8 protein-coding genes are annotated in these 14,111 nt (G+C 55.0%); 1 reads left to right on the top strand and 7 read right to left on the bottom strand.

What is annotated here, in order from left to right:
• Positions 1-65: 65 nt before the first annotated feature.
• The 7 genes from speD to fepB form a co-directional block, all read right to left on the bottom strand.
• On the bottom strand, positions 66-839 hold the full coding sequence (speD, locus tag A6U95_RS15300) for an adenosylmethionine decarboxylase (protein ID WP_065685071.1): 774 nt from the start codon (positions 837-839) through the stop codon (positions 66-68).
• A gap of 1 nt (position 840) precedes the next feature.
• Entirely contained in the window at positions 841-2,001 is a 1,161-nt protein-coding gene (locus tag A6U95_RS31215; RefSeq protein WP_065685070.1) for a hypothetical protein, read from the bottom strand.
• Positions 1,998-4,226: a condensation domain-containing protein gene (locus A6U95_RS31210; RefSeq protein ID WP_065685069.1), complete on the bottom strand. Its 2,229-nt coding sequence runs from the start codon at positions 4,224-4,226 to the stop codon at positions 1,998-2,000. The genes A6U95_RS31215 and A6U95_RS31210 overlap by 4 nt, the downstream gene beginning before the upstream one ends.
• A 52-nt stretch (positions 4,227-4,278) precedes the next feature.
• A complete protein-coding gene (locus A6U95_RS15285; protein WP_065685068.1) occupies positions 4,279-6,378 on the bottom strand; it encodes a TonB-dependent receptor in 2,100 nt (699 codons plus the stop codon).
• Positions 6,379-6,604: 226 nt separating this feature from the next.
• On the bottom strand, positions 6,605-7,591 hold the full coding sequence (locus tag A6U95_RS15280; protein ID WP_065685067.1) for an iron chelate uptake ABC transporter family permease subunit: 987 nt from the start codon (positions 7,589-7,591) through the stop codon (positions 6,605-6,607).
• Positions 7,588-8,583 carry an iron ABC transporter permease gene (locus A6U95_RS15275; RefSeq protein WP_065685066.1) on the bottom strand — a complete coding sequence of 332 codons (996 nt, stop codon included), beginning with the start codon at positions 8,581-8,583 and terminating at the stop codon, positions 7,588-7,590. The genes A6U95_RS15280 and A6U95_RS15275 overlap by 4 nt, the downstream gene beginning before the upstream one ends.
• A 1-nt stretch (position 8,584) precedes the next feature.
• A complete protein-coding gene (gene fepB / locus A6U95_RS15270) occupies positions 8,585-9,553 on the bottom strand; it encodes a Fe2+-enterobactin ABC transporter substrate-binding protein (RefSeq protein ID WP_065685065.1) in 969 nt (322 codons plus the stop codon).
• Between the two features lie 188 nt (positions 9,554-9,741).
• On the opposite strand from fepB, the gene A6U95_RS15265 reads away from it, so the two are divergent.
• Positions 9,742-14,097, top strand: coding sequence for an amino acid adenylation domain-containing protein (locus A6U95_RS15265; protein ID WP_083196379.1), 4,356 nt, complete (start codon positions 9,742-9,744; stop codon positions 14,095-14,097).
• The last annotated feature ends 14 nt before the right edge of the window (positions 14,098-14,111 follow it).

Below are 14,111 nucleotides of genomic sequence, written 5' to 3'. Positions count from 1 at the left end.
CTGATTTCTTCAGTGCACCAAGCAAATTGATGCCTGCGAATGTCAGGTAGCAGGCATCACCTCGTCTACGGCATATTTCGTCCAGAGTAAATCTCCTGCATCTCTTTACACAACAGCTTGCCGATCTCCAATTGCCTGGCCTCACTGAGGGTCTGCAACCTGGTGCTGAACAGGTAACTATGCAAATCGAACGCTTTCAGCAACATCTTGGTATGGAAGATATTTTCTTGATAAACGTTCACATCCACCATCTGGTATAGCGACTGTATCTCTGGCGAAATGAAGTTTTGGATCGACGTGATCTCATGATCGATGTAATGCTTCACCCCATGCACATCCCGGGTAAAACCTCTGACCAGATAATCAATCGTCACAATATCTGATTCCAACTGCTGGATCAGGTGGTTGAGGGCTTTCAGCGGCGAAATCACCCCGCAGGTCGAGACGTCGATATCGGCACGAAAGGTGCAAACCCCACACCCAGGGTGGCTTTCAGGGTAGGTATGAACACAAATATGGCTTTTGTCCAAATGCGCCACGACAGACTCTGGCTGGGGAGGTTTGACGCCATTTGGGGTTACCGGCCCCTCACTGGCTAGAATAGTCACGCTGGCCCCCTGAGGCTCATAGTCCTTGCGGGCAACGCTCAACACGTTGGCCCCAATCAGCGAACAGGTTTCAACCAGGATCTCGGTCAAACGGTTAGCATTATATTGCTCGTCTATGTAGGCGATATAGCCGTCGCGCTCCTCTACCGTCTCGGCGTAACAAATATCATAGATACAAAAACTCAGACTCTTGGTCAGATTATTGAATCCGTGCAGCTTGAGCCTTGGCAATTTACTTTGCCTCCCTTGTCCCTTCACCTAATTGCATACGGGCAACGCATTCCGGCAACCCAGCCTTAATCATGGTTTCATCATTTTTGACGGTGATAAACAGGCACTGTTTATCCTCATCAAATGCCAGGCTGTTGGGATGCGGAGCCATAGGTATGGTCTGTAGCAGGCAATAGCGGGCAGTATCAAATACCGTTAGCGTGCCTTCGCCAATATCCACGCGAATGCCTTTGCGATTGGCGACGTACAGCCTTTGCCGCTCGCCATCCCACGCCAGGCCGATCGGCACTTCATCCGTTGCCATACGTGCGATAACGTCGCCATTATCGGCGTTCAGAGCGAAGACCTGATGACCCGCGCTACGGGCAATATATTCACGTTCCAGATGATTGTTACGCCAATCGCTACGGTCAATGCCCTGATCGACACCGAAGATCCGGTTTTGCTGTGGGTCATAGACCATATTAAGCAGTTGATCGGCTTCGATCTCCCATCGGGAAACGATCGCCAAGCTATCTGGATCAACAACAAACAGCTGGCCCTGCATGTTTGATACGAAGACACGGCGCCCCGTTTCATCCAGCGTGATCCCCACTACGTTATAGCCGAAACCGTGAATAATCGTCTCCAGTTGGCCCTTGCGGGTATCCACCACCAACAGCACGCTATCGATACCCAACCCCAGCCCTGGCAAGAACAGGCGCTCACTCCGTGGATCGAAAACCAACTCCCGCAGCTTCCATGGAAAACCTTCGCTCACGCCAAAACGCTCCAATTCCCGCAATAAAAAAGCCTGCCGCTCGCCGACAATCCCTTCTCGTTGATACAGTTGCTTGAAAGCAATTTCCTGCATCAGCGCAATGGTGGCGATCGGCCGATTGGCGGCGATATCCACCACGGCGACGGTGCCGTTAAACCCCTGGGAGAGGTAAAGATGCCCACGGCGATCGTCCAGCGCCACGCCAAACCCTTTGACTTGCAACGGGATCTCTTCCTCAACGGCCAGGGTTTGTGGATTTATCCGCAGTACACGGGATTGCCGCTCATCCTCCCAATCGGGAGAGCTGACAAACAGAGCCTGCTGTGAGGTGCTATAAACCAACTCTACCAGGGTTTTAGCCGGGTAGATGCGCCGAATATCGGTCAACGGCTCCTGCTTCATAACACACTCCTGTTATGGCGTAATGCATCAAGCAGTAACGCCGGTTGACCAACGGAATCGGCCATAACGGCAAACACCTGACGTGTCGTTTGGACGATCTGCTGCACCTGCTCGCATGAATAGCGATCGGTGCGATAGCTCAACATGACACGAACCGAAGGCTCGCCGTCGATTTGCTCTTCCATCACCTCAAACTGCAACCCCAGCACCGATTCCGTTTTCTCGGGATCGATCTGGCGAAAGCGGATCTGCTGGCCGTCGGCCAAGCTAAACGACCCGTTAAGCTTATTTTTGGCATGGAGCTGAATGAAGACCTCAAACATATGGCTGTCGCGCGGCGCGCAATCACCAAACAGCTTTTCTTCTACCAGATCGATCGGGATGTCGCTAAAAGGCAGCGAATCATTTATCTGCCGTTTCACGTCATCGATCAGCCCGTTCAGCGTGGTGCCATCGGCAAAACCGATCCGATGAGCGACAACGGTGGTGAAGTAACCGATGGTATCGAAAAATTGCGCGTCGTTACGCCCAGAGGCCGAAGTACCAATGACCAGATCTTTCGCGCCACCAAGCAGATGGAGTGCCGCAGCAATTCCGCTGTATACCACGTTAAACAGTGAGGCACCCTGCTGTTTCGCCAGGCGGTAAAGCCCAGTGGTGACGGCGTGTTCCAGTTTGAACTCAACCCAGTTGCCGGAGTGAGAAGCCGCATCGGCCTGTTGCGTTTCGCTGGCAAAAATCGATGCCGAAGACGGTGCATGGTGCAAACGTTCCAGCCAGAACCGCAGATGTCGATCGTTGACCCCGGCCTGTTGCTGTTGGATTGCGAACGCGTGGAACGGCGCGGGTGTCTGCTGCCACTCCGGTGCCGATCCGGCGAAACGGCTTGCCATCGCCAAAGCCAATTCATCCATCAGGATATTCACCGACCACTCGTCCAATACAATATGGTGGAACAATAGCGACACCACCTGTTGGCCATTTTCCTCATCCTGCAGGAAGGTGATGCGTACCGGTAACTCATCATCAAGCTCAAAGTGGTGGCTGGCTGCGCGCTGTAGCGCCTGATCCAGCGGCACATCCTGAGACTGTGAATGCCAGAACCATTCGTATTGAGACAGCATCTCCGGCGGAACGATCTGCTGATAAACCTCGCCGGAAATGTCGACAAACAGGGTGCGCAAAGCCGGATGACGCAGCAAAATATCCTGGAAGGCCTGGAAGAAAAGCCCTTCATCAATCGGGTCGAGAAAGCGCAGCGCAAAGGGAATATTGAAGGCCTCGCCGCAGCCTAGCGCCTGATAGATTTTCCACAATGACCGTTGCGCGAGCGATAATGGAGCCTGCGGACTCAGCAATGCCAAACTCTCCGCTTGCTTACCCGGCGAAGCGGCCACGTTATTAACTATGTAGGCATAGCGCGCCAGTTGAGCCGCGCTGGGATAGCTGAAGAGATCGTTGATATTGATCTCAAGATGCTGCTGGCTCTTCAAACGGCCAATAATGCGGGTGGCAATCAGCGAGTGCCCGCCGCAATCGAAGAAATCATCATCTTCTCCCATCGTGGGCACGGCGAGCGCCTCGCGGAAGGCTTGCAGGATATGTTGCCGTATTGCCGCATCAGATCCCGGCGTGACAGAGGAAGCCACTGCCCCCGGAAATACCGCCACCGCGGTCTGCCGAGCGGCACAATCAGGCAGCGCCAAGAGCTCCATAATGAACGGCTCAGAGGAGTGCGAGAGAACTTGTTGCTGATACAGTGCACTGACCTTTTGCGGTATATCTCGCCAATCCAGCGATGCCGACAGAATGCGATGCACCACCATCCCCAGAATGCCCCCCCTGTCGCCGGAAAACAGCATAAAGCGCAGTGGTGGTGCCTGTTCCAGGTCAAAAGGTATCGCTTTGGCGCTTAACAGGGTGTCAATAGCTTCCTGGGGATGGCGGATCGTCTGGATGGTCAACGCTGGCGGTGAACACGTATTGTCACTGCGCATCAGCCCGCGCTCACCATAAACGTAACGGGCGTTGATACCTGGCAATTGCCGTTGGGTTTGTTCCAGTACGTTGACCAAGCGGCCATAATCCACGGCACCGGTTAACTGCCAGGCCAACACCTGTTGGCCTTCCCCATGTAGCTGTTGCTGGTGTTCGAACCAGGCCTGCTGCTCAAACTCGCTAGCGGCTTCTTCTTCGCCGCTGAATTCGCTAAAATTCGTGTTCACATTTCCCTCCCAGGCAAAAACCTGCTGCGCCTTTCATTGACGATAGATGGCCTTAGAAATCCAGTTGGACAACGGCGCCAACCAGCCGTGGCCGCTGAATAACCGCGGTAGAAACGTCGTTATTCATCACCATGACGCGTTTATCAGAATCAAACAGGTTTTGCGCAAACACGCTGACGCGCCCCTGCTTGAAGGTATAAGCCAGCTGCATATTGGCAATCACTCTGGAAGGGATTTTCCCGCGTGGATCGTTGTCGTACTGGGAATAATAGGTATCGGAAAGCGTTACATTACCGCTTAACTCCAACCCCGGCATAAGATTATATTTCGCCCCCATATTGGCGGTGACTGCCGGAGCGCGCGGTAATTCATGCCCATCGATTCTGCTGTCAGAGAATTTCTTGATTTTTGTTTTTAATAACCCTACTGAGCTATTCAACTCAAAATTCCCCGTCGGTTTCCAGATAGCCCCAAGTTCAGCACCATAGGTTTCGACTTTATCTGCATTGCGGATCATCATTGAGCTCATAGTGGAGTCCAGATAATACGGCAGTTGCATGTCTTTATAGTCGTTATAAAACAGGTTGGTGATCACCTCGAGATTAAGATCTTCAATGCCATGGCGGCTATACAACTCATAGTTCCAGACATATTCAGGATCGTAGGTATAGTTGATCAGGGGGGCTGAAAACGTCATCCCAGCGCCACCGCCGTTATAGCCGCGAGCCACCTTGGCACCAAAGGTTTGCCGCGATGAAGGCTTCCACGCAACATCCAGCTTGGGCAGGAACACATCCCAGGTTTGATCAAAATCGACCTTACGCGCCTTGCCGCCCTTACGTTGACGGTGCTCTCTCTCCACTCGGCTGGCGGCGGTAATATCGATATGTGGCAACACGGCCCAGGTCAATTCGCCAAAGGCGGCGTAGGTATCTGTTTTATCCTTGAACGGGCTACCGCCAGGGAACAGGTTAACAAACTCATCCTGCGACGCATGGAAGTAACGCGCACCAACCAGGCCACGCCAACGATCGTTTGGTGTACCGAAAAGTACCAGCGGCTCCATTTGGAACTCTTTGCCTTCGATGTCGGCCCACGGCAGCGCTTCTGCGGTACGGCGATGGTTACTAAAATCGGTATAAACAAACTTGTTCTGGACGCTTAACTGCTCCGACGGCTCCCAGGCAATATCCCAAATGCCACTGGTAGATTGGGTCTCAACGACTGGGCGACGCCGGTCAAAACGGGAGCTGGCATGGTTAGCCGGGCTTAGCGCTTCATTCTGCGGTGCCTGGCTTTCATAGTGATTTATCGAAAGTTTAGTGGTGAGATCACGTAGCCCAGCTGGGTTATACAGCAGCTTCCCACGGATGTTGGTCACTTCGATTTCGCGTGGATTACCCACAGGTTCGTAGGAGATCAGATCGACAAAACTCTCCCGCCGCTGACGATCGGCGCTCAGGCGAAACGCCAATTGATCCTCAACAATCGGCCCCGATAGCATGGCAGAAGCCTGAGTAGAATCCTGATTTCCGCCCCCGGCCCTGACTGCCGAAGTCCAGTCAAACGTCGGATCCTTGCTGCTCATAACCACCGCACCGGCAATCGCATTACGACCCTGAATGTAGTTTTGCGGCCCTCGGTAGACTTCGACCCGTTGCATATCCCAAAGGGATTGCGGCCCGACGGCTAATTCGTTATAGGTTAAGGAACGCCCATCGAGCGAGAGGTTCATACGTGGCCGCGTACCGCTGAGGAAGGCATTGGCGCCATTGGCTGGCCCTGAACCATCAATACCGCGAATGGTTGGAATATCGTTACCAATGCCCGTATCCAGGACGTTGGCCGTCATTTTTAATAAATCGGATACCTGCGTTGCACCGGGCAGGGAATCTATCCGCGCATCGTCAAACACCTCAATACTGGATCCGGTATCGTAAATAGTACGTCTTACTTTTTCCCCGGTAACAATAATGGTATCAGGCTCGTTATTCTCATTGCGTATTGGAGCATCATCGGCAGCAATGGCATCCGCTGCGGCGAAAACACATAACCCCAGCATGACGGAGGGCATATGATATTTTTCATAAATACGTTGGGGCCTGTTACATAATGAAACCGGGCATTTTTTATCACCCTTTAGTTCGCTCATTGATATCTCCTTTGCCAAATGCACACTAAATTTTTATTTTTCAACTGAGCGACAAAGAACACACTGCTTAATTGCTGGTCTTTACGACCTTATTATTCGTCATCCACCAGGATTTCCCGAGGTACGTCGGCCAAGAAACAAGCAAGCCAACGCATGCAAACGATAATCATTTACAATATTGAATGCAAATCAATTTGATCATATTTGCGACACTCATCCCTTAGCCTTAGCGACAGCCGCCACGCAGTAGCAGAGCCAGCAAGTACCCGCCACCTATCATCCCCGTCATTAATCCTACCGGCATCATCAGCCCTGATGGCTGTATCTGAGCGACAATATCGGCCCCTAACAACAGACAGCCGCCCACCAGACCCGCACTGATCACTGGCAGGTTCGAACTGCGTGTCAGGCGGATTGCCAGCTGTGGAGCCATAAGCGCGATAAAGGCAATCGGCCCTGCTGCGCTGGTTGCCACCGCAGCCAAAATCACGCCGCAAAACGTCATAATCTTGCGGATGAGATCAACACGGACACCCAACTGGTGGGCTACCTCATCCCCCATTGTCATGATGTTCAACGCCCTGGCACATATCAGCACCACCGGCAATAACAACGCGATGCTGGTGGCCACAGGGATAACGTGCAGCCAGTTTCTCCCCTGTGTGGTTCCCGCCAGCCACAAAGTGGCCATCACGGCGTTATCAATATCGCCTTTAACCAGCAGCAAACCATTGAGGGCACTGAGTACCGCACCAACACCAATGCCCATCAATATCAGACGGTATCCCTTTACCACGCCGTGATGATGGGCTAACCAGTAGACCAGCAGCGACGTCGCCAGCCCCCCGGCCATGGCCGAAAGCACAATCGCCACGGTGTTACCGTTAAGCAGGACAATCTGCACAATCGCACCGGTTGCCGCACCGGTGGTAAAGCCAATGACGTCTGGCGATCCGAGCGCATTGCGCGATACGGACTGAAAAATCGCCCCGGAGATGCCCAAGGCGCCCCCAACGAAAACCGCCGTCAACACGCGCGGCAGACGGATCGCCCTGACAATTTGCTGCGCCATGGGATTTCCTTCCCCCGTGATGGCTTGCAGCACGCTCGATACCGGCAACGTAAAGCGCCCCACTGTCAGAGCGAAAGCGGCAGCAACCAGCAGCAGAGAGGCCAAAGCCAGGCATACCAGCACCGTCCTGTTGACGCTCATACCCGTTCCCCCTGCCAACGCTTCACCAGCAACACAAAACAAGGACCACCAGTTAGTGCCACCATGACGCCAACGCTGACTTCACCGGGATAGCCAACGATGCGCCCCAGAATATCAGCCAACAACACCAGCATGGCGGAAAGCAGCATGGCCCAAGGCAATAGCGCTCGATGCTGCAATCCGGCAATAGCACGGGCAAAATGCGGCGCGGTCAGGCCAACAAAAACGATTGGCCCAGCCGCCGCCGTGGCCGCTCCGGCCAGTATCACGATAATCAGCGCGGACATGGCCACCAGCCTGCACGGATTAACGCCGAGCGCCTGGCCAGCATCCGAGCCGAGTGCCGCAATATCCAGCATTTTGCTGCTGGCCAGCGCCAGCAACAGCCCTACGCCCACCAGCATGGCAACCGGGAGCAGTACGTCGAACCCTCTTCCCTGTAACGATCCAATCACCCAGTGCCGGAAGCGATCGAACGCCTCTGGTTCACTGTTGATAATGACAAGCTGAGTCAGGCTAAGCAGCACAATGGTCAGCGCGGCCCCGGCCAGCACAATCCTTACCGGGTTATTGCCATCAATGCCGCCCACCAGCAACACCGCAACGCTGACTATCGCCGCACCGGCCACGCCAAACCACATACTGCTAAAGACATTCGTCACATCAAACAGCGCGATTGACAAGACGATCGCCAACGTGGCACCGGCATTCACCCCGAGCAGGCCGGGATCTGCCAGAGGATTACGGGTGAGCGTTTGCATGATGACGCCAGCCGCGCCAAGTGCCGCCCCAACCACCATTGCCAATAAGGTGCGCGGTAGCCGTAGATAGCAGACCAGTAAATGCTCGCTATTGTGCGGATCAAACTGCGTGAGCGCCTGCCAAATCACCGCTGGTGGAATAGGGCGAGCACCGAAATAGAGGCTGAAGCAACCGAGAACCAGCAGTAAAATCAGGCCAGAGACCAGGCCAGCCTGTCGTAAAGCACGCATTTCACCGCTCCTGCGTTGGACTGCCGGCAAAATGGCGGACAATGTCTGCCACCATCTCACTGGCGCTGTAGTAATCCACCCGGAACGCATGCGCGCCAAGGCTGTAAACCCGGTGTTGTTGTACCGAAGGCAAGCGCTGAAGCAGTGGGTCATGTAGAAATTCGTTGATCCTGACGTCGCCTACGCTCAACAGAAACGTGGTGCCCGCCGTTAACTGCGTCAGATTCTCATATTCGGCCCAGATAAAGTCGCCGGAGCGGGTAAGATTGCTTTGCCAGGCCGGGTTAGGCGCTTCGATCGAAAATCCTAACGACTCGAGTAAACGGGCATGCACGCTGGCCGGTGTTGCCACGGGATTGACCGTTCCCGGGCCGTTAAAATTGATAATATTGGCTTGTCCATCAGGCAGATGGATTTGCTGGCGGGCGTTGGTAAGCAGCGAGTCAAAGCTGCCGATCCGCCGTTCAACCTGCGCCTCAAGCCCCAGCGCGGCTCCCAGCTCACGGGCCAGAGCTTGCCAGGTCTGGTTGCCATAATTCACGATAATGACCGGCGCAATGGCCCTCAGTTCAGCCAAATGAGCGCGCGATGAGTCTGCACCATTGATTGAGACGACGATCAAATCGGGGGCTGTGGCATAGGCCAGTTCGAGATCAACACTGCCCGCAGGCCAGGCTTTAGCAATGTTGCGCTGCTCGGCCACCTTGACCCATTGCCCAAAGAACTGGCCGTTCACGGCCGTCGCGCTGGCGACAACCGGCGCATCAATCGCCAGTAACGTTCCGGTGACACTGACGGAAGTAGAAAGAATACGGCCCGGAGGGGACGGGATCTGAGTGAAGGAGCCATCCGCGTTGTGAAACGCCCTGGGCCAACCTTGTGCAAATACTTGGCCGCTGCCCATCAGCAAGGCCAGTAATAATAAAAACCCAAACACGGGATGACGACGTTTACCCGGTAACAACCTCATTTTCTGCTTGCTCCCTGTGCATAGCCCCGAGGTGCCATCTCAGTGACCACGGAGTGAATTTATGTGCCTCGTATAACCTTACCCTGCTCAATGTATCGCCAACAACACAAAAAAGAATAATTTTCATTCGCATTAAGCTCTGTTATATATTTAGGCGGCTTCCGTTGGCCAATCAGGAACGATATGCAATGAAATCATTGACTCCAATGCAGGCGGCCTCATGGGTAGGCAGGCACTCTGAGCAGGCATTAGGCGGCGTTGCCGCACATTTGTACGCAGAATTCGATGGCACCATCACTGATATCCCCCGCTTTCGGCACGCTGTGGACGCGCTCTATCGCACGCACCCAATGCTGCGTCTTCATGTCACCGCAGAAGGGCTACAGCATGTGGTTGCCAGTCATCCACCACTGGGCATCGATGATTTTTGTCATTACCCACCAGCCGAAGTACAACGATTGCTGGCTGACAAGCGGCGGCGCATGGAGAACCAGCAGTTGCTGCGTGATCAAGGCTATCCGTGCGAAATCAGCCTGACGATATTGCCGGGGCAGGCCAGCCGGCTGCATATCGATCTGGATATGATCGCCGCAGATGCCCTCTCTTTTCGGATCGTGGTGGAAGATCTCGCCCGCTTCTACCAACAACCACCGCCACAGTGCGCCCCAGTGATGGAGGTCGTCTGGTTTCACTATCTGGCACAGCGTACTCACGATCCGCTGCTGCTTAGCGCCAGAGAACGAGACCGCGCCTGGTGGCGGCAGCGTTTAGCGGATATTCCCCCTGCACCCGCCATTCCCTATACGGACAGGCAGTGTCAAACCCGCAGAATGGCAATCCAGCTTAATCCCCAAATCAGCCATGCCTTGCAGCGCTGCGCGCGTCACCACCATCTGACGTTAAGCTCGCTTCTCCTTGCATTGTTCAGCCTGACAATGATGGAAGGTTTCAGGCAACCCGCGTTGCGCATCAACGTACCGACCTTTTTCCGCGCTCCCAAGATTGTGGGTGGTGACGACATCGTCGGTGATTTTTCCGATCTGCTGTTGTTCAGCGCCGAGCTGCGCCCCGATGAAACGCTGCTGCATTATTGCCAACGCACCATGGCGCAGCTGCACGAAATCCTGGGTCACGGCGGCTATTCAGGGGTGAGCGTGATGCGCGACCTTTCGCGCCTGCAGGGCCACCTGCAATACTCCCCCATCGTCTTTACCGCCGGGTTCGGCATCTCCGGTGGCGTGCTGTTCTCTGAGCGGGTCGACAGGCAATTGGGTGAACTGGCGTGGGTCATCTCTCAGGGGCCGCAAGTCGCATTGGACGCGCAGGTAGCCTGGATTGGCGATGAAATTCTGATCAACTGGGATGTGCGTGAGGATGCGTTTCCCCCCGGCCAACTGCATCAACTCTTTACGCGTTTTCACACGCTCGCCGAACGCCTGGCCGCGACACCGCAGCATATTGATGACAGCGTTTCCCGCTGGTTGGCACCTCCAGCGGCAGTACGGCAAAAGGAGAAGCAAATGGGGAAACCATTAACGGCGCTCCAGCAGGCTTATCTGCTGGGAAGCAGCGAGCAATGGCCGCTCGGTGGCGTTGCCATGCACGATTTCAGGACCTTTAGGGGGCTCATCGATCCTGCGCACTTCCGCCGTCGGCTGGCAGAGTTGGTTAATCACTTCGCCGCGTTACGCACCTGGGTCGAGGAGGAAACACAGCAACAGCACATTCTGCCTGAGCTGGAGCCTCATCTGGAAGAGATCGATCTACGCGATGCCAGTGAAGAAGACGCAGCTAAAAAAGTGCAACAGCTACGACAGCATTACCAACAGAGCCGTCACGATCCGTCGTCGCCCCCTTGGCGGATCATTCTGATTACCTTGCCTGGCGCAACGGAGTACCTGATTTTCACCAGCTTTGATGCGCTGATCCTCGACGGCCAAGGGATCTCGCATATCATCGCCCGGCTATTTGATGAACAACCGCTTGCGGCACTTGAACAAGACAATGCACCGAGCGAAGCAGATGAAGAAGAGCGGGAGCGGGCAAAAGCCTGGTGGCAAGACAAACTGGCGCAGGTCGTTACCCCTTGCCGGCTTCCCTGGCAACAACCTTTGGGCGAGATCGTGCAACCCTGCTGGCGGCGTGAACAACAAATTCTAGATGCCAGCCACCTGAAGCTGCTCACTCGCCTTGGCGCATCCCGGGGGCTGTTTGCCAACACCACTCTGTCGGCTATCGTACTCGATACGTTGGCGCTCTGGTCGGAAGATGAAGCGCTCACGGTCGGCATCCCCGTTGCCTTCCCGGCCAAAGAGGGGCAAGCCACCAATCGATCGACGTTTATTGCCATTCACTACGTCCGTCATAGTCAGCCGTTAGTCGACAATGCCCAACGTTTGCAAGAAGACATTCTTGGCGGATTGCAAAACCTTGCCTGGTCAGGTGTGGATCTGGCTCGCCAATTGTCACCGCGAACCGGACATGCTCCCGCGCTGCCGGTGATCCTGACCAACTGCCTGAGCTGGGAAACGCTTCCGGCCAACACGTCAATCCGTGCCGAAAGCGGTCTGACCCAAACGCCGCAGGTCGCACTGGATATTCGCCTAATGTACGATGAGCAGCGCAATTTACTGATAATTGCCGACTATGTTGAGCAGGCTCTCGCTCCCGAACAGGTCAGCGCTATGCTGAATGCAATCCACCAGCGCATGTTGCATATAGCCTCTCAGGGTTCGCTGAATATCCCCGTCCACGAAACGATGAATTACCCGCATTACCGGGCTAACACTCCTGCCAGCACAGCCGTAAGCAACGATTTTCTGGGCCGCATCGCAGAAAATCTGTTTTCCGGCACTCGAGATGGGGTAGCCGTGATCTGTGGCGAACAACAATTGCGCTGGCAAGCACTGGGTGAGCTCGTCGCCAGCATGGCCAACGGACTGCTCGCGCGCCAGTTGGGGCCGGGGAGCGTGGTGGCAATTTATCTTCCACGCTGCCTGGAGCATATCGGTATCTCGCTAGCCTGCTCCCTGTTAGGGATTATCCGGGTGCCGATAGATATTAATTCGCCTACAGAACGAACGGCGTATTTACTGGAAAATTGCCAACCCAAGCTGGTGATATGCGATGAAGACGCCGCAATCCCAGGCTCAGTCACGCCTGATGAGCTCAAATCCGCCAACGTCAGCCCACCTCGGTTTGGCGCTCAAAGCGACAGCAGCCAGCCCGCCTATTATCTCTATACCTCTGGCACCACGGGCAAGCCGAAATGCGTCGTGCTGAATAACCGGGCAACGGCCAACGTGCTTGGGCAAACCCTCGCCTACTGGCAGATCACCGAGCGAGATGTCTTTATCTCGGTAACGCCGCTGCACCACGATATGTCGGTGTTTGACGTGTTTGCCTCACTCAGCGTGGGCGCAACGCTGGTGCTGCCAGCCAGGCATGAGGAAAAAGACGCCATCAGTTGGGGCCGCCTGGTGGCACAACACCGGATCACGCTGTGGTGCTCTGTGCCAGCGATCCTGGAAATGCTGCTGGACTGCGCAACGCCAGAGCAGCTCTCCTCCCTGCGGCTAGTAGCCCAGGGCGGCGATTACATTAAGCCCGCCACCATCCGGTTATTGCGTTCAAGGCATCCTCATCTGCGGCTGATGTCACTCGGCGGCCCGACGGAAACGACTATCTGGAGCATCTGGCACGAGATCACAGCTAGCGACACGGAACAAATTCCCTATGGCAAGCCGCTGGCGGGTACTCAGTATTTTATCTGTCATGACAGCGGTGAACATTGCCCTTGCGGCGTGGCTGGGCGCATCCACACAGCCGGGGCCAATCTGGCCTGTGGCTATCTGGAGAATGGAGCGTTAGTGCAGCACGACTTTGTTGACGTGATGACTCCAGATGGCATTAGCGAGCGAACGTTCCGTACCGGAGACATTGGCTATTACCGGCCTGACGGCATCATCATGTTTGCCAACCGTATTAATGGCTACGTTAAAATTCGCGGCGTACGGATTTCACTGCCTGAAATCGAAGAAGCGTTGCGCCAGCATCCAGCCATCGAGGATATTGTGGTGCTCGATTACGCGGTGGGCGATACGCCAGAGAAGTCGTTGGGTGCGGTCTATCTATCAGCGAATAAAGTCCTGCCTAGCATGTCGGAGCTGCGCATCTTCGCACAGCGCTATTTGCCCGCAACTCACATCCCTGGCCGCTTCATTGTGCAACCCCGCTTTCCCCTCTCGGCAAATGGCAAAGTCGATCGCCATGCGCTGCGTACCGAACTGGAACTATCTCATTCGGCAACGCTCGCCGCCCCGGCGACACCTCAGCAAACGGTACTGGCAATCTATTGCGCCGTGATGGGCCAGCCGCTGCGGCCTGAATGGCATCATCAGACCCCGTTTCTTGCCATGGGGCTGAAACTCAGCCATATGCCAACGCTTAGAGAGAGGATCAACGTGAAACTCGGCGTTTCACTGCCAGTTGCGGCCTTGATGAAGTGCAAAAACGCCGATGAGGTTTGCTCGCTGCTGCATTAAAAAGCCAATCTCCG

The organism is Serratia sp. 14-2641 (assembly GCF_001692375.1).
Lineage (GTDB): Bacteria > Pseudomonadota > Gammaproteobacteria > Enterobacterales > Enterobacteriaceae > Chania > Chania fonticola_C.
This window is presented reverse-complemented; position numbering and strand designations above follow the sequence as displayed.

Bases quoted from the DNA above. Each gene is read 5' to 3' on its own strand.
- A6U95_RS31215 (WP_065685070.1), bottom strand. From the start codon at position 2,001: ATGAAGCAGGAGCCGTTGACCGATATTCGGCGCATCTACCCGGCTAAA.
- A6U95_RS15285 (WP_065685068.1), bottom strand. From the start codon at position 6,378: ATGAGCGAACTAAAGGGTGATAAAAAATGCCCGGTTTCATTATGTAAC.
- A6U95_RS15280 (WP_065685067.1), bottom strand. From the start codon at position 7,591: ATGAGCGTCAACAGGACGGTGCTGGTATGCCTGGCTTTGGCCTCTCTG.
- A6U95_RS15275 (WP_065685066.1), bottom strand. From the start codon at position 8,583: ATGCGTGCTTTACGACAGGCTGGCCTGGTCTCTGGCCTGATTTTACTG.
- fepB (WP_065685065.1), bottom strand. From the start codon at position 9,553: ATGAGGTTGTTACCGGGTAAACGTCGTCATCCCGTGTTTGGGTTTTTA.
- A6U95_RS15265 (WP_083196379.1), top strand. From the start codon at position 9,742: ATGAAATCATTGACTCCAATGCAGGCGGCCTCATGGGTAGGCAGGCAC.